Genomic DNA, 19881 nt, shown 5'->3' with positions numbered 1-19881 from the left:
ATTCTTGCGCACGACCGTCAACGTCCATGAAATGGCAAATGCGGTTCAAGCTCCGTCTGCCACCCGTTGCGGATATCAGGCGAAACGTACCGCGGTCGTGTTTGCGCCGCATATGAGGACGCAGACTTTCTCGCCTGGTGCCGGCGTGTATCTTCCGCTCAACAGGGCCGCGAAGGCCGTTGCGCCTCCTGGTTCGGCGACGATCCGTATCGTGTCCCATAATAACGCTTGCGCCCGTTTGATTTCGTTATCGCTGACGAGGATCGAACGATCGACATAAGATTGGGCGAAGGGAAACATCAGGGCGCCGACCCGTTTTGGCGCCAGGGAATCGGCGGCAATTCCTTCGGCGGGAGCATCGACGGGCCGGCCGGCGTCAAGCGCCATATGCAGTGTCGGCGAGCCTTCAGGCTCCACCGCGATGATTCGCTTGAGACCGGCGAACCAGGCTGCTATGCCGCCGATCAATCCGCCTCCGCCGACGGCAACCATCAACGTGTCGATCTCCGGCAGGTCCTGTTCGATCTCCAAGCCAAGGGTCCCCTGACCAATCAGGGTCTCAGCCTGGTCGTAGGCGTGGATGGTAAGCGCGCCCGTCTCTTTGACGAAGATCTCGCTTGCCGAAAGGGCATCGGCATAGCGCTCGCCCCCGATCACCAGTTTTGCACCGCAGCTTCGGATCCGATCTGCTTTGGCAGGTGAGGTCACACTTGGCACGAATATCGTCGCCGGAACGCCCAGGCGGTTCGCCGCATAGGCGACGGCGGCACCATGATTGCCACCCGATGCAGCGACAACACCGGCCGGCGGCACGGCTCGTCCGATCAGGTTGGCGAACGCGCCACGCGCCTTGAACGATCCGGAATGCTGCAAGCATTCGAGCTTGAATGCAACAGGCAGGGGCGCTCGGCCGAAATCCGTCATGTCGACGCGAAGAACAGGTGTGCGCCGAATGTAAGGACGGATCAGAGCTTCCGCCTCCCGGATGTGCGTCTGTGAAATGGGCGTATCAGCTATCATGGAAAACTCCCGGCCATTGACTTTAATTCGTAACTTAGCAAATTAACGAAATGCAAGAGGTCGATATCATCAAAGCGCTCGCCAACGAAAGGCGACTTCAGATTCTCGCCTGGCTCAAAGAGCCGCTGGCCCATTTCCCGCCGCAGGTGGATGGAGATCTCATCGAGGACGGCGTCTGCGCCGTATTGATTGCGGACAAACTCGCCATTTCCGCGGCGACCTTGAGCGAACACATGCGCGTCCTGTCTCAGGCCGGACTCGTGCGCTCGAAGCGGATCAAGCAGTGGGTATTCTACAAACGTGACGAGGCGCGAATCCGGACGGCGAAAACGCTGATCCAGGAGAGATTGTGACCGGTGTGGGGCGAGTCGTCGAACGAATTGATGCTTGGATGCACGGTAAGCGGTCCCGGCTACGCGTTCCGGTGATCAGGCTTTCGCTTCGGTTTGCTCCGGCGCGCTCCGTTTTTTCTGCACTTGATGACGCTACGCCGCCACCGGCAATCGCTCTCCGGCGACGCGATAGGAAATCGCCTCGGCAAGGTGGATCCTACCGACGGTCGGCGCCTCATCGAGGTCGGCAAGCGTGCGGGCCACTTTCAGCACCCGGTGATAGCCGCGCGCCGAGAACTTCATCTTCTCCGCCGCATCCCGCAAGAGCTGCAGGCCCGCTGCGTCCGGTTCGGCGATCTTCTCGATCATCGTCGTCGAACAGCGGGCATTGCTCGTGAGTTCCGGATGACCAAGAGCCGCGAAGCGGTCCGCCTGCAGCGCGCGAGCGCGGGCGACGCGCTTGGCGACCGCGGCACTCGGCTCGGCCGCGACGGGGCGGATGAGGTCGGCGGCGCTGACGGCCGGCACGTCGATGCGGATGTCGATGCGGTCCATCAAGGGGCCGGAAATCCTCGCCTGGTAGTCGGCCATGCAGCGCGGGCCGCGGGCGCAACTGCGCCCGGGTTCACCCGCCATGCCGCAGCGGCACGGGTTCATCGCAGCTACGAGCTGGATCGCCGCCGGATAGCTGACGCGGTGATTGGCGCGCGCGATGATGCATTCCGAGGTTTCGAGCGGCTGGCGCAGCGCGTCGAGAACCTGCGGCGAAAATTCCGGAAACTCGTCGAGGAACAGGACACCGTGATGGGCGAGCGAAGCCTCGCCGGGTTTTGCCCGCAACCCGCCGCCGATCAAGGCTGCCATGGTGGCGGAATGGTGCGGCGCACGGAACGGCCGGCGGTCCGATAGCTTGCCGCCCGGCAACTGCCCTGCGATCGAATGAACCATCGAGACTTCGAGCAATTCAGCAGGCGAGAGTGGCGGGAGAATGGAGGGCAGGCGCGCGGCAAGCATTGACTTGCCCGAGCCGGGTGGGCCGACCATCAAGAGATTGTGGTTGCCGGCGGCTGCCACCTCCAGCGCCCGCTTGGCGCTCTCCTGGCCCTTGATGTCGCCAAGATCGGGCAGGTTGGCGGCAGCGGCGCGAATGGCCGGCTCGGGACGCGACAGCACCTGCGTGCCGCGGAAGTGATTGGCGATGGCGATCAGGCTGCGCGGTGCGAGAATGTCGATCTCCGATCCGGCCCAAGCCGCTTCCGGCCCACTTTCCGCCGGGCAGATCAGGCCCTTGCCGAGCGCGTTGGCGCCGATTGCGGCCGGCAGAGCGCCGGCGACGGCCGCAATGGTGCCGTCAAGATTGAGTTCGCCGATGACGACGTAGCCGCTCAAAGCATCGGCCGGAATGGCACCCAGTGCCGCCATCAGCCCGAGCGCAATGGCCAGATCGAAATGACTGCCCTCTTTCGGAAGGTCGGCTGGCGCCAGATTGACGGTGACCCGCTTTGCCGGCAGCGCCAGGCCCGATGCGTGCAGCGCCGCCTGGACGCGCTCCCGGCTTTCGGCAACCGCCTTGTCGGGCAGGCCGACGATCTGCATGCCGACCTTACCAGGTGCGACCATCACCTGTACGTCGACCGGAACGCCTTCGATGCCCTGGAATGCAACCGTGCTGACACGCGCGACCATGATGCCCCCTACTGCAGGTTTCCTTTAAATCGAATCCGATTTAAAGAAAAAAATATGCGCAATTAAAAGTGCTACGGCGTCCTTTGCGCGTCTGATTAGACGCGCGGCGCCGTAGAATCAGAGCGGGATGTGCGCGGAAACCCGCTTCACGCGTTTTCTCATCTTCTCATCCCGCTCCAGTCACGGCAGCGCTCGCGCCGCCACAACCGCCGCCGGTTGCAACATCAAATCTTGCACGGAGTGCGCTCAAAAACAAGAACAATGATAGAACAAATGCGTAAACCCGTACTTTGCGAATGAAACGCTCTGTGCGCTCCGTCGGGCGGACCGCTGCGGGTGCAGACCTCCCGCGCTATTCGAAGCCCTCCACGACACAGGTGATGAGATCATGGTCGGACAGCGGGCGGCCCGAAGAATCGAGTGAAGGAATGATGTGGCTTTTGCCAATCTTCAGGCCCCGCGCAAGAAACCAGTCGAGCTTCATTGCACGCTTCGGCCAGCGGGTGATGAGGCTCGGCCGCGTCGTCATGCCGTCGATCGGGCCGCCGTGGCGCGTGAAGCCGCGCTCGGCGCTCATGGCAAACAGGCCCTCGGCTTCGAAATCGCCGCCAATATGGTTCCCGCTGTTGAGATCGCCGCCGATCAGGACAGGAAGCCCCGGAAAGGTCCCGTCCAGCGCGTCGATCAGCTCCTTGACCTGCCGCTCGCGATAGGCAGCCGTGGTCGCGCTTTCGAGATGGGTGGAAATGGCGACGAAAGGGCCCGCCCGAGTCTCGATCACGGCGCCGATGGCAAGGCGCTCGCCGACCCTCGGTTGGTCGCCGCCGTCCATGAACCACAGCCTCTCGCCCCAGAGCCGCAACATGAACGGGCGATTGAACGGAGCGGCCGCCATCAGCGCATTGCCGTGGAAGCCCTTCTCGTTGAAGTCATCCTTGCAGAATTCGCGCTCGGTATCGGACCCCAATCCCAGTTCGATGAATTCGACGCCGTAGGCGTATTGCATACTGAGCGCCACGGCGATTTCGGCAGTCGGGTGCCGCTGGCCGGTACGCGCCATGCCGTTGTCCATCTCCGAAAGCAGAACGAGCGACGCGCCGGTGGCACCAAGGTGCGCAGCACTTTCCTCGGGGAACAGGCAGCGTTCGAGATTCCAGGCCGCGACGGTGAGGGGAAAGGCGAGCGGCTCGCGGGCGGGCGGCGCGCCGCCGATCTCAATCGTGTTCATTTCCTCAAGGCTTTCCATGACGGCGTCATGGGCGGCAATGCTGCGCTCGATCCGGGCAATACCGGCGCGCGTCTCCACCGAGGAAACGGCGAGCGCCGCTGAGGTCGTTTCAATCACAATGCAGGCTCCATGTTCACGGTTCGCGTCGTGGCCGGTACGATGCCCGTTGCCGCATTCGGCTCTTCAAGCCTCCTGCCGGTCTCGGACGAGAAGAAATGCAAGCGCTCCGGCGCCATGGTAACGGCAAAACCGTCCGAAAGTGGCGTCTCCGGCGCAAGCGCGACGGTGACAGAATGATCGTCGATTGCGCCGTGGACGAGGCGCTGCGCGCCCAGTTCCTCGACATAATCTACCCGGAAGAGCAAGGCCTGCTCACCAACCCCGGCGAGACGCAGGTCCTCCGCGCGCAAGCCCACGGTTACCGATCCGTCCGCCGGCGCCCGATAGCCGAGGTCGATCGACTGCGTGCCGATCTGCAGCCGGCCGCCGTCGAGAACGCCTTTGACCAGGTTCATCGCCGGTGAGCCGATGAAGCTCGCAACAAAGGTCGAGGCCGGCGCATGATAGACGTCGAGCGGCCGGCCGATCTGCTCGATCCGGCCGCCGTTCAAGACGACGAGCCGATCGGCGAGCGTCATCGCCTCGAGCTGGTCGTGGGTGACATAGAGCGAGGTGGTGCCGAGGCGCTTCTGCAATCGCTTGATCTCGCCGCGCATGGAGACCCGGAGCTTGGCATCGAGGTTCGACAGCGGCTCATCGAAAAGGAAGGCCGCCGGTTTGCGCACGATCGCCCGGCCCATGGCGACGCGCTGGCGTTGGCCGCCGGAGAGCGCCCGCGGCTTGCGATCGAGATAAGGCGCGATCTCGAGCATGCGCGCAGCCTCGGCAACCCGCGCCTCGATCTCGGTCTTCGGCGTCTTCCGATTCTTCAAACCGTAGGCGAGGTTTTCGTAGACTGTCATGTGCGGATAGAGCGCATAGTTCTGGAAGACCATGGCGATGTCGCGTTCGGCGGGATCGACATCGTTGATGATCCGGGTGCCGATCTTCACAGTGCCCTTCGAGATCGTCTCCAGGCCTGCAACCATGCGCAACAGGGTCGACTTGCCGCAGCCGGACGGACCGACGAGCACGATGAACTCGCCGTCGGCGATGTCGATCGAGACGGATTTCACCGCCTCGACGCCGCCAGCGTAGATTTTCGAAACCTCTGCGATATCGATCGCCGCCATGGGTTGCCTCCGTTGATAAATTCGCTGCTGAGGGCTGCGAGAAGCCCGCATCCTCGGTCCGCTCTACTTGTCGCTTTCGGTCAGACCCTTGATGAACCAGCGCTGGAAAATTACGACGATCATCACCGGCGGCAGCATCGCGAGGATCGCCAGGGCAAAGGCCTCGTTGTAGTCGGGAATGTTGGAGCCGACCCAGACGAGCAGGATCTGCTTGATGCCGCGCACGAGCGTGAAGAAGCCCTCGTCCGTCGTCATCAGCGTCGGCCAGAGATACTGATTCCAGCCATAGACGAACATGATGATGAAGATTGCCGCCATCGTCGTGCGCGACAGCGGCACCAGAACATCGATGAAGAACTTGAACGGCCCGGCACCGTCGATGCGCGCTGCTTCGAGCAGTTCGTCGGGCACCGACTTGAAGAACTGGCGGAAATAGAAGGTGCCGGTCGCCGACGCGAGCAGCGGCACGATCAGTCCCGTGTAGGTGTTCGTCAGTTTCAATGCGTTCATCACCTCGTAGGAGGGGAGAATGCGAACTTCGAGCGGCAAAAGCAGCGTGGTGAAGATGATCCAGAAGGCGAACGTCGCCAGCGGAAAGCGGAAATAGACAATCGCATAGGCGGCCAGCATGGACAGCACGATCTTGCCGGCGGCGAAGCCGAGGCCGAGGATCATGGAGTTCAGCATCATGTTGAAACCGGTGATCTTGCCGGTGAAGCCGCCCTCGCGCGTCAGCACGGCCTTGTAAGTCTCCGCGAAATGGCCGCCCCAGGTGAGGCTCAGACCGTTGCTGTGGATATCGGCGGCCTCATGGGTCGAGGTCATGAACGCGACGACGACCGGCGCGACCATGATGAAGACGCCGATAAGAAGGATGACGTGATCGAGGATTTTCGTGCGGTGCATGGCCGTTACCTCAGTTGTAATGGACACGCCGCTCGATGAAGCGGAACTGGAAGATGGTGAGCACGAAGACAACGGCCATCAGGATCACCGACTGGGCGGAGGAACCGCCGAGATCATTGCCGCGGAAGCCGTCCATATAGACCTTGTAGACAAGGGTGATGGGGTTGTTAGCAGCCTTGTCCTTCACCATGACGTCGATGACGCCGAACGTCTCGAACAGAGCATAGGTGACGTTGATGATCAGCAGGAAGAACGCCGTCGGCGCGAGCAAGGGCAGCACGACCGTCCAGAAGCGGCGCGTGCCGGAACGGCAGTCGAGCGCTGCCGCCTCGCGTACGGAGACGGGAATACCCTGCAGTCCGGAGAGGAAGAAGATGAAGTTGTAGGGGATCTGCTTCCATACGGAAACCACGATCATGGCGAAGGCCGTGTCGAAATAATCGAGCCCCACCTTGATATCCCATCCGAACCAGGCCGCGAGCTTGACGATCGGACCGATGTGCTGGTCGAAGAACATCATGCCGATCAGGCCGGCGACAGGCGGCGCGATGGCATAGACCCAAATCAGCAATGTCTTGTAGCCGCTATTGCCGCGGATGACGCCATCCGCCTTGACGGCGAGCAGCAGGCCGATCGACAACGCGAAAAACGTCACCAGAACCGTGAAGACCGCCGTGAACCGCGCGATACCGAGATATTCGTTCGACTTCAGCACGTCCGCATAGTTGCTCATGCCGACGAAAGTGGATCCGAAACCGAAGGGATCTTCCAGGTAGAAGGAAGACTGGATCGCCTGCGCGGATGGCCAATAGAAGAAGATGAAGATGATCGCGAGCTGCGGCGCGAGGAAGAGATAGGGCAGAAAAGGCGATGAGAACTGAACGCGCTTCGCCCCTGCCTGATCCATTCGATCGCCGGACGATCCCGTCATCCAGCCCGCCGGCCACCTTCTCCCCGCCTTTGCGGAGGGACGCAACGTTCCATCGTCCGCTGCACTCACCTCTCCCCGCGTAAGGGGAGAGGGCGAGGATGAGTGGCCGGCGTGGCTCATGATCAGCCTGCCGTCTTGGCGAAGCGGGCGAGCAGCTCGTTGCCCTCTTTCTCGATCGTCTCGAAGGCGTCCTTGACGGTCGTTTCGCCGGAGAAGATGCGGCCGTACTCGCGCTCCATGATCTCGCGGATCTGCGGGTAGAAGCCGAGGCGATAACCCTTCGACCATTCACCGGCCGGCAGGAGAAGCTGCTTGATGCCGACTTCGGCAACGGGCTTTTCCTTGTAGTAGCCATCCTTCTGGGCAAGCTCGTAGGCTGCCTTGGTGATCGCCACGTAGCCGGTGGACTTGTGATAGAAATACTGGATTTCCGGCGATGTCAGGAACTGGAAGAAGTCAGCGACGCACTTGTTTTCCTCGTCCGATTTGCCGGACATGGCAAAGAGCGCGGCACCGCCGATGAAGGAGTTGGTGCCTGCGCCTTCGATCGAACCCCAATAGGGCAGGAAAGTCGCCGAGAACGGCATCTGCGCCGTCTTCGTCAAACCGCCGAAGGAACCGGACGAGCCGATCCAGAGGGCAGCCTTGCCTTCCTCGAAAACCTTCTGGTTGTCGTTCCAGCCAGCGCCGTAGAAGGCGAAGTAACCCTCGTCCTTCCAGGCCTTTAGCTTCTCGAACATCATCTGCAGGTTCGGGTCGGTGACCTTGAGCTCGGTGTCGGCGACGCTGTCGTAGCCGTTGTTGTTGGTCGCGAACTGGATGTTGTTGCGCGAGAAGAAGTTTTCGGTGAACTGCCAAGTAAGCTGCGACTGGACGAGCGGGATATAACCGGCTTCCTTCAGCTTCGGAGCGACTGCGTCGAAATCTTCCCAGGTCTTCGGAGCTTCGACGCCGACCTTCTTCAGTGCCTCGTCGTTGATATACATGATCGGCGCCGAAGAGTTGAACGGCATGCCGACGAACTTGCCCTCGCTGTCGGCATAGAAGTAGCGCACGCCGTCGATGAAGGCGTTGCGATCGAAGCTGTAGCCGGCCTTGGTGATCAGGTCCTCGGCCGGGATGACGGCGCCCTTGGCATTGATGATGGTCGCGGCACCCGCGTCGAAGACCTGCAGGATGTTCGGCTGCTCGCCCGAGCGGAAAGCGGCGATACCGGAAGCGAGTGCTTCCTCGTAGGTGCCCTTGCTGACCGGCGTCAGGGCGCAGGCGCTCTGGGATTCGTTGAATTTCTGCGCGACCTCGTTGATGACCTCGCCGTTGCGGCCGGCCATGCCGTGCCACCAGGTTATGTTGGTCGCGGCGAGCGATGTCGTTGCGGAAAATGCGAAAGTAACGGCTGCAAGCGAAATTCTCTTGAACATGGTCCCCTGTCCTCTCCACCGTTTGCGGATGGCAGTGGACTAGTGACCTTCCATGACAGGCCCGTAACGCTTTTATGTCGTGACGATTACAAATTCAAAAGGCGTCCGGCAGATGCCGCGGCCAGCGCCAAGGCGTGACCGCGACGATATCGTAGCGGACTGAGAGCCGGTGAAAATCCGCCTGCCGCGACAACCAGATGTCGCTCGCCGCCCTTATGCGCCGTTGTGCCGTATCGGAGACGGCGAAAACCGCCTCGTCGAAGCCGCGCCGGGCTTTCACTTCGACGCAGGCCACAACGTCGCCGCGCCGGGCAATGATGTCGATCTCGCCGAGCCTGGTGCGGTAACGCATCGCGATGACGCGATAGCCCTTCAGAATAAGGCAGAGTGCCGCGCGATATTCGGCGACGTGACCGCGCTTCAAGGCCTTCAGCTTGCGGCTGTCCGGTCGCTCAATCCTCATCGCGTTCCTTGAGAGCGAGAAGCCGGTCATAGAGTTCCTTGCGCGGCAGTCCGGTCCGGTGGGCGGCTTCCGTCGCCGCCTTGCCCATTGGCATGTCCCGTGCAAGTGCGCCCAAGAGCGCATCCACATCCGCTTCCTTGGGAGCCGGCTTTGCATCCGGCGGACCGACGACCAGAACGATTTCGCCCTTTACATTCGCCCCATCGGCGTAGAAGGCACTGAGCTCCTCGAGGGTGCCGCGACGGAACTCCTCGAACGCCTTGGTCAATTCGCGGCAGACGGCCGCCTTCCTTTCCGCACCGAGAACATCGGCGGCCGCGGCGAGCGTCGCAGCGATCCTATGCGGCGACTCGAAGAACAATAGTGTCGCCGGCACGGTGGCGAGTTCGCCGAGACGGTCGCGCTTCGCCTTGTCCTTGGTCGGCAGGAAGCCGGCAAACAGGAAGGCGTCACTCGGGAGGCCCGAACCGACAAGGGCCGCAAGGGGAGCCGACGGCCCGGGAATCGGCACGACCCGGTGGCCGGCCTCGATTGCCAGTTGCGCCAGGCGATAGCCGGGATCGGAGACGAGCGGCGTCCCGGCATCTGAGACGAGCGCCACGGATTTCCCCTCGCCGAGCGCCGCCAGCAGGCGCGGACCGGCCTCTTCTGCATTGTGCTCGTGGTAAGCGAACGGACGATTGACGATGCCGTAGCGGTCGAGCAGCACGCGGGTCACGCGCGTGTCCTCGCAGGCGAGAACGTCGGCGCCGGCAAGTGTCTCCAGGGCTCGAAGGGTGATGTCGGCGAGGTTGCCGATCGGCGTCGCGACGAGATAGAGCGCCGGCTCCAGCGGACGGGCGGGAATGCTCGCATTGTGCAGCCGATAGCCGCGCTGCCTTTCTTTCTCCCCCGCTTGAGGCGATTGATGCTTGTCCAACTCCCTGGTCCCGATCACGACATTGGCTTCTCAGTTCGGCCCTTTATGAGTGAGCAGAGGGGGCAGGGCAAGGGTGCGTTGCGATGGCAAGCTTCCACATTGGGGAAGAGCCCGTGAAACCCCTTGCCTTTGCGGCTCTCTTTCTGCCATTTTGCCCGTCCACATCCTTCCGGCCGATCGGCCGGAGCACTCGCAGTTGACGCTGCGGCGGGTTCGCCCGCCGGGCAACGGTTGAAAGCGGTAGCATCCCATGCGCATTACTCTCGAGCGGTCCAATCTCCTGAAATCGCTGAACCATGTTCACCGCGTCGTCGAACGGCGAAACACGATCCCGATCCTCTCGAACGTGCTGTTGCGCTCGGACGGAGCGAGCCTCGAAATGAAGGCGACCGACCTCGATCTCGAGATCACCGAGGCGACGCCTGCGCAGGTGGAACAGGCGGGCGCCACCACGGTTCCGGCGCATCTCCTCTACGACATCGTTCGCAAGCTCCCCGACGGGGCGGAAGTGCTGCTTGCGACCAATGCCGAAGGCACGGCAATGACGGTTGCCTCCGGGCGCTCGAAGTTTTCGCTGCAGTGCCTGCCGCAATCGGATTTCCCGGACCTGACGGCCGGAACCTTCTCACATTCCTTCCGGTTGAAGGCGACGGATCTCAAGATGCTGATCGACCGGACGCAGTTCGCGATTTCGACGGAGGAGACCCGCTACTACCTCAACGGCATCTTCATGCACACCGTCGAGAGCAAGGGACAACTGAAGCTGCGCGCGGTTGCGACCGACGGCCACCGCCTGGCGCGCGCCGATGTCGAGGCCCCGGCCGGTTCCGAGGGCATGCCGGGCATCATCATTCCACGCAAGACCGTCAGCGAACTGCAGAAGCTGCTCGACAATCCCGACATCGTCGTGACTGTCGAGGTCTCGGACGCGAAGATCCGCTTGACGATCGGCTCGATCGTCATGACTTCGAAGCTGATCGACGGCACGTTCCCTGACTACCAGCGGGTGATCCCGGCCAACAACGAGAAGGAACTGCGCGTCGATTGCCAGTCCTTTGCCCAGGCCGTCGATCGCGTCTCGACGATTTCGTCCGAGCGCGGCCGCGCGGTGAAGCTCGCGCTCGCCGACGGACAGATGACGCTGACGGTCAACAACCCGGATTCGGGCAGCGCGACGGAAGAGCTGCCGGTCGGCTACGAAAGCGATCCCCTGGAAATCGGCTTCAACGCGAAATACCTGCTCGACATCACTGCCCAGCTTACCGGCAACGATGCGGTCTTCATGCTCGCCGATCCCGGTTCGCCGACGCTGGTGCGTGATCTCGCCGCCGAGGACGCGCTTTACGTCCTCATGCCGATGCGCGTGTGAGCGTTCGTTTCGACCGCGGCATGAAAGGCTGACCCCGCCGACACTGGACGGCGGGTTTTTTATGAAACTTGTAGTCGCGCGTATTGTTGATAAGCCGCCGCTTTTAGACGCGGACAGACTTGTTTTTGCCGCAGATGGGAGCACATTATGCCCCATGCGTTTACGCGACCTGGCCGAATCAGAACGCAGCCTCGGCCGCGTGCGACCGAAATGAGAATGATTTTTCGAGGGGGTTCGATGAGTTTGCGCTTGAAGGTGAAGGAAAAGTTCGGTCGGAAGTTCGACGAAGAAATCCGCTTCTTCAAGGGCTGGATGAGCAACACCCGTGCCGTCGGAGCGATCCTGCCAACGTCCTCGATCACGGCGCGACGGATGGCGAGCGTGGTTAATCCCCACTCCGGCCTGCCGGTGCTCGAACTCGGCCCCGGGACCGGCGTGATCACCAAGGCGATCCTCGAGCGCGGCATCGCACCGGAAAAATTGGTGTCGGTCGAATACTCGACCGATTTCTTCAACCAGCTGAGGGCCCGTTTCGCCGGCGTGCAGTTCATCAACGGCGACGCGTTCGATCTCGAACACACGCTCGGATCCCTGAAGGACCGGCAGTTCGACAGCGTCGTGTCCGCTGTGCCGCTTTTGAACTTTCCGATGCACCGCCGGGTCGAACTTATCGAAGACCTGCTTTCGCGCATCCCGGTCGGACGGCCCGTCGTGCAGATTTCCTACGGTCCGCTCTCGCCGGTCGTCGCCGTGCCCGATCGCTACAGCATCCAGCATCTCGACTTCGTCGTGCGCAATATTCCACCCGCTCAGCTCTGGGTCTATCGCAGGGCGCATTGAGGCGTCGCGTGTTCGGCGTCTATCTCACCCATCCGCAAGTCACGATCGACCCGGCAATCGCCGTGCCGAAATGGGGATTGTCCGACCTCGGCAGGGATCGCGCACGTGTAACGGCCGCGAACCCGTGGGTCCGGTCGCTCGGCCGGATCGTATCCAGCCATGAGACGAAAGCCATGGAGACTGCCGCCATATTGGCGCAGGCGGCAGGTGTCCCGGTCGAGACCGACGAAGAGATGGGCGAGAACGACCGCTCGGCAACAGGCTTCCTGCCGCCGGAAGAGTTCGAAAAGGCGGCCGACTGGTTTTTTGCCCATCCGAACGAAAGCTTCAAGGGTTGGGAGCGAGCAATCGATGCCCAGACGCGCATCTGGAACGCGGTTTCCTACATTCTCGATCGCCACGATCCCGCTGTTCCGATCGCCTTCGTCGGGCATGGCGGCGTCGGGACGCTGCTCAAATGCCGCATGACCGGCACGGCGATCGCGCGCGATGCCGACCAACCGGCGGGCGGCGGCAACCTCTTTGCATTTCGTCTTGCGGATCGCGCCGTCACATGCGACTGGACGCCGATGGAATTCTGGCAGGGGTGATCTCGACATGACCATGAGCGCGCGCGACCGGCTGATCGTTGGCCTTGACCTTCCGACGATCGCCGAGGCGGAGAAGATCGTCTCGACGCTTGGCGATGATGTCGCCTTCTACAAGATCGGCTATCAGCTTGCCTTTGCCGGGGGTCTCGAATTCGCGCGGGATCTCGCCGCGAGCGGCAAGAAGGTCTTTCTCGATATGAAGCTGCTCGACATCGACAACACCGTGGCGAAGGGCGTCGAGAACATCGTGAAGATGGGCATGTCGATGCTGACGCTGCACGCCTACCCCAAAGCGATGAAGGCGGCCGTCGAGGCGGCGCGCGGGTCCGGCCTCTGCCTGCTCGGCGTTACGGTCCTCACCTCGATGGACGAGCAGGACGTCATCGATGCCGGCTACGAATACGATCCGCATACGCTGGTGCTGCGCCGGGCGGAACAGGCCCGTGCCGCGGGAATGGGCGGGATTGTCTGCTCCGCCGAGGAGGCCGCCGCGGTGCGCAAGATCATCGCAGCGGAGATGGCGCTCGTCACCCCCGGCATCCGCCCCGCGGGCGCCGACAAGGGCGACCAGAAACGGGTAATGACGCCTGCCGAAGCGCTTCGCGCGGGATCGAGCCATCTCGTCGTGGCGCGGCCGATCGTTCAGGCTGCAGAGCCGCTGACCGCTGCCCGTGCGATCCTCACCGAAATGGAGAGCGCGCTTTTCGGCTGATCCGCTCGGCAAAGGGAAGCACCTCCAGCTATTTTACGAGCTTCCGCCCCTGAGCAACGGGGCGCGCTTGACGTTGACCGCGAATTGCCGGAAGTAACGATCCCGTCTGTGTGCTCTACCGAAAGACGAGGAGTTTATCATGGCCAAGGGATATTGGATCGCTCGGGTCGATATACGGGACCCCGAGCGCTACAAGGACTACGTGGCGGCGGCAAAGCCGGCCTTCGAGAAATACGGCGCAAAATTCCTTGCGCGCGGCGGCAACTTCCATCGACTGGAAGGCGCCGTTCGCTCCCGCAACGTCGTCATCGAATTCCCTTCCCTCCAAGCCGCCGTCGACTGCTACAACTCGCCGGAATACCAGATCGCCGCCGCGATCCGCCAGGAAGTGGCGGACGCCGAAATGGTGGTAGTGGAAGGGGTCTGAACCCCAGCAGAAAGCACCACGAAAGTGCTCGCGCGGCGGCGTGGGATTGGCCTTCACCTCGCCCGCCGCTTGGGCTATGTAGCAAGCAATTCTTCCCTATGAGATCAGGAGTGCGTTTCCCATGACCTTGTCCAACCTTCCGCCGCTGGTGACGATTTTCGGCGGATCCGGATTTGTCGGCCGTCATGTGGTGCGCGCGCTCGCCAAGCGCGGCTATCGCATTCGTGTGGCGGTCCGCCGGCCCGATCTTGCCGGCCATCTCCAGCCGCTCGGCAATGTCGGCCAGATTTCCTTCATCCAGGCCAATCTGCGCTACCGCAAATCGGTCGACCGCGCCGTCGAAGGCGCCGACCATGTGATCAACTGCGTCGGCGTTCTGTTCGAGAGCGGCCGCAACACGTTCGACGCGATCCAGGATTTCGGAGCGCGCGCAGTCGCCGAAGCCGCGCGGGCGGCCGGGGCCACGCTGACGCACATTTCGGCGATCGGCGCCGATGCGAAGTCGGAATCGAGCTATGCCCGGACCAAGGGCCGGGCCGAGGCAGCCATCCTCGAAACGCTTCCGGACGCGATCATTCTGCGCCCGTCGATCATTTTCGGACCCGAGGACGGCTTCTTCAACAAGTTCGCCGAAATGGCGCGGCTTTCGCCGGTCCTGCCGCTGGTGGGCGGCGGTCATACGAAATTCCAGCCGGTCTATGTGACCGACGTTGCCGAGGCCGTGGCTCGCGCCGTCGACGGCAAGATCGAGAAAGGCAAGATCTACGAGCTGGGCGGACCGCAGATCCTGTCCTTCCGCGACTGTCTCGAGCTCATGCTGAAGACGATCGACCGCAAGCGCCATCTCGTGTCGATACCCTTTGGCATTGCTTCGCTGCTCGGCAGCGTCGCTTCGCTGGTGCCGTTCATCACGCCGCCGCTCACCGCCGATCAAGTGGTGTTGCTCAAATCCGACAATGTGGTCTCTGCGCAGGCCGAAGCCGAAGGACGCACGCTCGCCGGAATCGGGATCAAGCCGACGATGCTCGATTCGATCCTGCCGAGCTATCTGGTGCGCTATCGCCCGCATGGGCAGTATACGCGCGGCGGACGCGCGGCCTGACACCCTGCCACCCCCCCGATTTTCTCTTTATGACCGCCGGCTCTGCCGGCGGTTTTTGTTTGTGGCAACGAGGCAACATTGTTGCAGTTCTGCCGCAGTTGCAAATATGAATATCGTTTACCGCAGATTCAGCATGTCCTGATATTGATCATGACATGTCCAGCGAATAAACACCGCTCGCGCCACATCGCTCGGCGAGCGCAGTCGGTGCCAACATCATACTCGAAAGGCATAACGTCCCATGGGCAAGTCGATCGCAATCTTTTTTGCGTCTGCGGCACTGATCATTCTGGCTGGCTCATTCATGGCTCCGAGCACCGTGGCAAGCAGCAGCAAGGGATGCGCGCCCGCCTATGGCGTCGACCCATGCACGACGGCGTCGATCGAGTTTTCCGGCGAGTAAGCCGGCACCTGTCGCGTGACGCGTAGCCGTCCTCTTAAAGAAGGACGGCACAGCGGCGGTTGATATCTGAGTTTTGGCGGGGGCCAGGGAGCCGCATGCGTTTCGAAAGGAGCGCATGCGGCTTTATGTTTTTATAGCGCCGCGCGTTCTATCAGACGCGCAAAGGACGCTGCAGCACTTTTTTGCTGCATGTTTTCATCCTTAAATCGGCTAGGATTTAAGGATGCATGCAGTAGCCTATCCGAGAAGCCACAACCCAAGCAGGCCCGCGGCCCCGACGAAGATCCGCCAGATCGCGAAGGGCGTGAAGCCGCGGTGCGAGACGAAGTCGAGCAGCGAGCGCACGACGAACACGCCTGCGACGAAGGCGGCAATGAACCCGACGGCGATCAGCGTCACATCGTCGAAGGACAGCGCATCGCGGTTCTTGTAGAGGTCGATGGCGAAGGCCCCGACCATGGTCGGCATGGCGAGGAAGAAGGAAAATTCCGCCGCAGAACGCTTGTCGGTTCCCAGCAGCAGAGCACCGGCAATCGTGGCCCCGGAACGCGACGTGCCCGGAATCATCGCGAGGCACTGAAAGAGGCCGATCTTGAGGGCGAGTGACGGCGGATACTCCATCACGTCGGTGTAGCGCGGCTTCAGCGGGAGCTGGTCGATCGCATAGAGGACGAGACCGCCGACGATCAACACGATGCAGATCAGCATCGGTGTTTCAAAAAGCACCGACTTGATGAAGCCGTGGGCCGCGGCGCCGATCACGGCTGCCGGAAGAAAGGCGATGAGCACCGAAAGCACGAAGCGACGTGCGATAGCATTCGTCGGCAGGGCCAACGTGATCTTGAGCAGCCGCTGGAAATAAACCAGCAGGATCGCCAGGATGGCGCCGAGCTGGATGAGAACCGCGAAGGTATTTCCGGGTGACCTGAAGCCGAGGAAGTGGCCGGCAAGAAGGACATGCGCCGTCGACGACACGGGGATGAACTCGGTCAGTCCCTCGACGAGCCCGAGGACGAGCGCGCTGATGATCGATTGATCCGCCATAAATAAGATGTTCCTGACATGTTGGGGTGTGGGAGGAGAAGGTCGATTTGCTTGTGTTTGCCACCTGAACTACCTATAGCTCGTTTTTATGACAAGCCGTGACCAGACACATGTGCCACGATGCTGACGCTCCCTGAAAAAAGATCTACGAAGCGCGACCCTCGATGCCGACACTGTATCACCACCCCATGTCCTCCGCCTCCCGGTTCGTACGCCTGATTCTCTCGGAATACGGCTACCAGACCGAGTTGAGCGAGGAGCAGCCTTGGGAGAACCGGCGGGACTTTCTGGCCCTCAATCCGGCGGGCACGCTGCCGGTCTATGTCGACGACAGCATGCGCGCGCTCTGCGGTGCGACGATCATTTCGGAATATCTGGACGAAACGAACGGCATTCTGAAGCGCGATCGCCGGTTGCTTGCCGAGGATCCGTTCCAGCGAGCGGAGATTCGCCGGCTCACCGAATGGTTCCTGCAGAAAATGGAAGCCGATGTGACGCGCCCGCTGGTGCGCGAACGCATCTTCAAACTGCAGATGACGCCGGATCAGGGCGGCGGCGCACCGGATTCCAAAATCCTGCGCATGTCGCGCGCCAATATCCGCCAGCACATGAAGTATCTCTCCTGGCTCGCCGGATCGCGCCCGTGGCTTGCAGGCGACCGCATCTCCTATGCCGATCTCGCAGCGGCGGCGGCGATCTCCGTGCTCGATTACCTCGGCGAAATCGACTGGTCCGAGGCGCCGACGGCCAAGGAGTGGTACCAGCGATTGAAATCCCGCCCGTCCTTCCGACCGCTGCTGGGGGAGCGTGTGCGCGGTGTCACACCGGTCTCGCACTATGCGGACCTCGACTTTTGAGGACAAGGCAATGCCTGGCGACGCCGTCAGAGCGGAAAACCAAGGCAGGAAGCGCAGTACACTGACCGCGTTTCTGAAGGGCGAGGCGGCGGACAAGGGCTTCGATATCTGTCGCGTCACGCGACCGGATACCATTCCGGAGGCGCCCGCCCGGCTGAAACAGTTTCTGGCCGAAGGCGCTCACGGCACGATGGAATGGCTCGCCGAAACTGCAGAACGCCGGTCCGATCCACGCGTGCTGTGGAGCGACGTCCGCTCGATCGTCATGTTCGGAATGAACTACGGTCCCGGGGATGATCCGCGCGCAATCCTCGGCAGGCGGGACCGCGGGGCGATTTCCGTCTACGCGCAGAACCGCGACTATCACGATGTCGTCAAGGGGCGGCTCAAGGAGATCGCGACGCGGTTTGCCGCCCGTGCAGGCGAGGACGTGAAGGTCTTCGTGGATACGGCGCCGGTCATGGAAAAGCCGCTCGCAGAGAAAGCCGGCATCGGCTGGCAGGGAAAACACACCAATCTCGTCAGCCGCGAATACGGTTCGTGGCTGTTCCTCGGCAGTCTTTTCACGACGGCCGATCTTGACCTCGACGAGCCCGAAGTCGACCATTGCGGCTCCTGCCGCGCCTGTCTCGACGCCTGCCCCACCGGCGCCTTTCCGGCGCCCTACCGGATCGACGCGCGGCGCTGCATTTCCTACCTGACGATCGAACACAAGGGACCGATCGAGCCCGAGCTCCGTCCGCTGATCGGCAATCGGATCTATGGCTGCGACGACTGTCTCGCGGCCTGTCCTTGGAACAAGTTCGCCCGCTCAGCCTCGGAAATGAAGCTCAGGCCGCGCGACGACCTGAAAGAGCCGGAATTGAACTTCCTGCTAACCTTGGACGATGCGGCGTTCCGCGCCTTCTTCTCCGGATCCCCGGTGAAACGGATCGGACGCGACCGCTTCGTCAGAAATGCCTTGATCGCGGCCGGCAATTCCGGCGAAAAAAGCCTGATACCAAGCTGCAAGGCGCTGGCGAGCGATGCTTCCCCAGCGGTCAGGGCAATGGCTGTCTGGGCGCTTTCGCGGCTAATGCCGCGCAATGAACTCTCCGCCTTCGCTCGAGAGTGCAGGCCGGAAACCGACAACGACGTACTTTCGGAATGGCAAATGGCAGGAGTAAGCCGATGCATGTCCTGATTCTTGGCGCCGGCTACTCCGGCACGGCGATCGCGAAAGCTCTGGCTCCTGCCGCACAATCCCTGACCGGCACCACCCGTTCTTCCGAAAGGCTCATCGAGCTTGCGCAAGCCGGGATTCGCCCCCTCCTCTACGACGGAGCGGCGATATCCGCCGAACTCGCGGACGCAATGCGCCAGGCAACCCACCTCGTGCAGTCGATTGCCCCGGGCCGGGACGGCGACCCGATGTTTCGCACCGGCGTCGCGCCGTTGCCCGAGCTTCTGCCGAACCTTCGGTGGATCGGCTATCTTTCCACCGTCGGCGTCTATGGCGACCACAAGGGTGCCTGGGTGACGGAGGAAACAGCCTGCAAACCCGTTTCACAGCGTTCCGTGGAACGGATAGATGCCGAGAATGCCTGGCTCGCCTATGGGGCCGAGCGTCACATTCCCGTCGCGGTCCTGCGCCTTGCCGGCATTTATGGACCGGGCCGCAATGCCTTTCGCAATCTCGCCGAAGGCACGGCGCGCCGGCTGGTAAAGCCCAACCAGGTGTTCAACCGCATCCGGGTCGAAGACATCGGATCGGCTGCCGCCTTCCTCGCCAGCCGCGGCATGGGCGGCATCTTCAACGTCACCGACGATGAACCCGCCCCGCCACAGGACGTCGTTGCGGAGGCCGCCCGGCTGATGGGCGTCGAGCCGCCGCCGGAAACTTCCTTCGAGACCGCCGAACTGTCGCCGATGGCGCGCTCCTTCTACGGCGAGAACAAGCGCGTTTCGAATGCGCGCCTTCGCGAGGCCGGGTTCGAATTCGCCTTCCCCAACTATCGCGTTTCGCTTGCACAGTTGTGGGAAACCGGCACCTGGCGCGGCAAGTAGACTCCGCCACAATTCACGCGATCAGAATACCGCCGTTCAGACGAAAGCATGTCTCCAGATCATCCGATAGTAACGGGGAACCCGGCATATGCTTGACTGCCCAAAGCTTGCCCATGTTCGGTCTATACTTCGCCTCTTTCTACAACTTAGGCGATAGTTCCGAGATTTCCACGAACGAGAATCGCAAAAAATCATCCCAATCGAAATTTTTAATGATTTTTTTGCGAAAGGAGGAGCCTGCACGCCACACGCGGCCTCCAGCGAGGTGGAATCGCTGATTCGCAAGAACTTCGCGCAACGATTTAAACTAATTCAAACAATCTTCGATTTTAAATTTTGGCCATTTTTTAATA

At 61.9% G+C, this 19881-nt stretch carries 20 protein-coding genes; 10 read left to right on the top strand and 10 right to left on the bottom strand.

Going from position 1 to position 19881, the window contains the following annotated elements; genetic code table 11:
• Positions 1 to 75: 75 nt before the first annotated feature.
• The gene (locus QN219_RS16305; protein ID WP_284000777.1) at positions 76 to 1020 is read right to left on the bottom strand and encodes a threonine/serine dehydratase; all 945 of its coding nucleotides are present in this window, start codon (positions 1018 to 1020) and stop codon (positions 76 to 78) included.
• A 50-nt stretch (positions 1021 to 1070) separates the two neighbouring features.
• On the opposite strand from QN219_RS16305, the gene QN219_RS16300 reads away from it, so the two are divergent.
• A complete protein-coding gene (locus QN219_RS16300) occupies positions 1071 to 1373 on the top strand; it encodes a helix-turn-helix transcriptional regulator (RefSeq protein ID WP_284000776.1) in 303 nt (100 codons plus the stop codon).
• A gap of 132 nt (positions 1374 to 1505) precedes the next feature.
• Here QN219_RS16300 and QN219_RS16295 read toward each other — a convergent pair whose 3' ends face one another.
• From QN219_RS16295 to rsmI, 8 genes are all read right to left on the bottom strand, one after another.
• The gene (locus QN219_RS16295) at positions 1506 to 3038 is read right to left on the bottom strand and encodes a YifB family Mg chelatase-like AAA ATPase (RefSeq protein ID WP_284000775.1); all 1533 of its coding nucleotides are present in this window, start codon (positions 3036 to 3038) and stop codon (positions 1506 to 1508) included.
• Between the two features lie 352 nt (positions 3039 to 3390).
• Positions 3391 to 4383, bottom strand: coding sequence for an endonuclease (locus tag QN219_RS16290; protein WP_284000774.1), 993 nt, complete (start codon positions 4381 to 4383; stop codon positions 3391 to 3393).
• Positions 4380 to 5498 carry a sn-glycerol-3-phosphate import ATP-binding protein UgpC gene (locus QN219_RS16285; protein WP_284000773.1) on the bottom strand — a complete coding sequence of 373 codons (1119 nt, stop codon included), beginning with the start codon at positions 5496 to 5498 and terminating at the stop codon, positions 4380 to 4382. The genes QN219_RS16290 and QN219_RS16285 overlap by 4 nt, the downstream gene beginning before the upstream one ends.
• Before the next feature lie 63 nt (positions 5499 to 5561).
• On the bottom strand, positions 5562 to 6404 hold the full coding sequence (gene ugpE / locus QN219_RS16280) for a sn-glycerol-3-phosphate ABC transporter permease UgpE (protein ID WP_284000772.1): 843 nt from the start codon (positions 6402 to 6404) through the stop codon (positions 5562 to 5564).
• A gap of 10 nt (positions 6405 to 6414) precedes the next feature.
• Complete coding sequence (locus QN219_RS16275; protein ID WP_284000771.1) at positions 6415 to 7335, bottom strand: ABC transporter permease subunit; 921 nt, start codon at positions 7333 to 7335, stop codon at positions 6415 to 6417.
• Positions 7336 to 7457: 122 nt separating this feature from the next.
• Positions 7458 to 8756, bottom strand: coding sequence for an extracellular solute-binding protein (locus QN219_RS16270; protein ID WP_284000770.1), 1299 nt, complete (start codon positions 8754 to 8756; stop codon positions 7458 to 7460).
• A 94-nt stretch (positions 8757 to 8850) separates the two neighbouring features.
• Positions 8851 to 9219: a YraN family protein gene (locus QN219_RS16265; protein WP_284000769.1), complete on the bottom strand. Its 369-nt coding sequence runs from the start codon at positions 9217 to 9219 to the stop codon at positions 8851 to 8853.
• Positions 9209 to 10138, bottom strand: a complete 930-nt coding sequence (gene rsmI / locus QN219_RS16260; protein WP_284000768.1) for a 16S rRNA (cytidine(1402)-2'-O)-methyltransferase — start codon at positions 10136 to 10138, stop codon at positions 9209 to 9211. The genes QN219_RS16265 and rsmI overlap by 11 nt, the downstream gene beginning before the upstream one ends.
• A gap of 250 nt (positions 10139 to 10388) precedes the next feature.
• On the opposite strand from rsmI, the gene dnaN reads away from it, so the two are divergent.
• The 6 genes from dnaN to QN219_RS16230 all read left to right on the top strand — a co-directional run bounded on the left by dnaN (position 10389) and on the right by QN219_RS16230 (position 15178).
• The gene (gene dnaN / locus QN219_RS16255) at positions 10389 to 11507 is read left to right on the top strand and encodes a DNA polymerase III subunit beta (protein ID WP_284000767.1); all 1119 of its coding nucleotides are present in this window, start codon (positions 10389 to 10391) and stop codon (positions 11505 to 11507) included.
• A 237-nt stretch (positions 11508 to 11744) separates the two neighbouring features.
• A complete protein-coding gene (gene pmtA, locus QN219_RS16250) occupies positions 11745 to 12347 on the top strand; it encodes a phospholipid N-methyltransferase PmtA (RefSeq protein WP_284000766.1) in 603 nt (200 codons plus the stop codon).
• Between the two features lie 8 nt (positions 12348 to 12355).
• Positions 12356 to 12937 (top strand): histidine phosphatase family protein, encoded by a 582-nt coding sequence (locus QN219_RS16245; protein ID WP_284000765.1) that lies wholly within the window; start codon positions 12356 to 12358, stop codon positions 12935 to 12937.
• A 7-nt stretch (positions 12938 to 12944) separates the two neighbouring features.
• Complete coding sequence (pyrF, locus tag QN219_RS16240) at positions 12945 to 13649, top strand: orotidine-5'-phosphate decarboxylase (RefSeq protein WP_284000764.1); 705 nt, start codon at positions 12945 to 12947, stop codon at positions 13647 to 13649.
• A 139-nt stretch (positions 13650 to 13788) separates the two neighbouring features.
• Positions 13789 to 14076 carry a DUF1330 domain-containing protein gene (locus QN219_RS16235; protein ID WP_153442546.1) on the top strand — a complete coding sequence of 96 codons (288 nt, stop codon included), beginning with the start codon at positions 13789 to 13791 and terminating at the stop codon, positions 14074 to 14076.
• Between the two features lie 121 nt (positions 14077 to 14197).
• A complete protein-coding gene (locus QN219_RS16230) occupies positions 14198 to 15178 on the top strand; it encodes a complex I NDUFA9 subunit family protein (RefSeq protein WP_284000763.1) in 981 nt (326 codons plus the stop codon).
• Between the two features lie 640 nt (positions 15179 to 15818).
• Here the strand turns inward: QN219_RS16230 and QN219_RS16225 are convergent.
• Entirely contained in the window at positions 15819 to 16625 is an 807-nt protein-coding gene (locus QN219_RS16225; protein WP_284000762.1) for an undecaprenyl-diphosphate phosphatase, read from the bottom strand.
• A 164-nt stretch (positions 16626 to 16789) separates the two neighbouring features.
• Between QN219_RS16225 and QN219_RS16220 the strand changes: the two genes are divergently transcribed.
• The 3 genes from QN219_RS16220 to QN219_RS16210 are packed head-to-tail and all read left to right on the top strand — an operon-like array spanning position 16790 to position 19528.
• The gene (locus tag QN219_RS16220) at positions 16790 to 17482 is read left to right on the top strand and encodes a glutathione S-transferase family protein (RefSeq protein WP_284000761.1); all 693 of its coding nucleotides are present in this window, start codon (positions 16790 to 16792) and stop codon (positions 17480 to 17482) included.
• 10 nt (positions 17483 to 17492) lie between these two features.
• Positions 17493 to 18665, top strand: coding sequence for a tRNA epoxyqueuosine(34) reductase QueG (queG, locus tag QN219_RS16215; RefSeq protein ID WP_284000760.1), 1173 nt, complete (start codon positions 17493 to 17495; stop codon positions 18663 to 18665).
• The gene (locus QN219_RS16210) at positions 18653 to 19528 is read left to right on the top strand and encodes an SDR family oxidoreductase (RefSeq protein ID WP_284000759.1); all 876 of its coding nucleotides are present in this window, start codon (positions 18653 to 18655) and stop codon (positions 19526 to 19528) included. The genes queG and QN219_RS16210 overlap by 13 nt, the downstream gene beginning before the upstream one ends.
• Positions 19529 to 19881: the final 353 nt, after the last annotated feature.

Source organism: Sinorhizobium sp. 8-89, assembly GCF_030124325.1.
In the GTDB taxonomy this organism is placed as follows: Bacteria; Pseudomonadota; Alphaproteobacteria; order Rhizobiales; family Rhizobiaceae; genus Sinorhizobium.
Note: the sequence above shows the minus strand (reverse complement) of the source record. Positions and strands in the feature narration are given on the sequence as shown.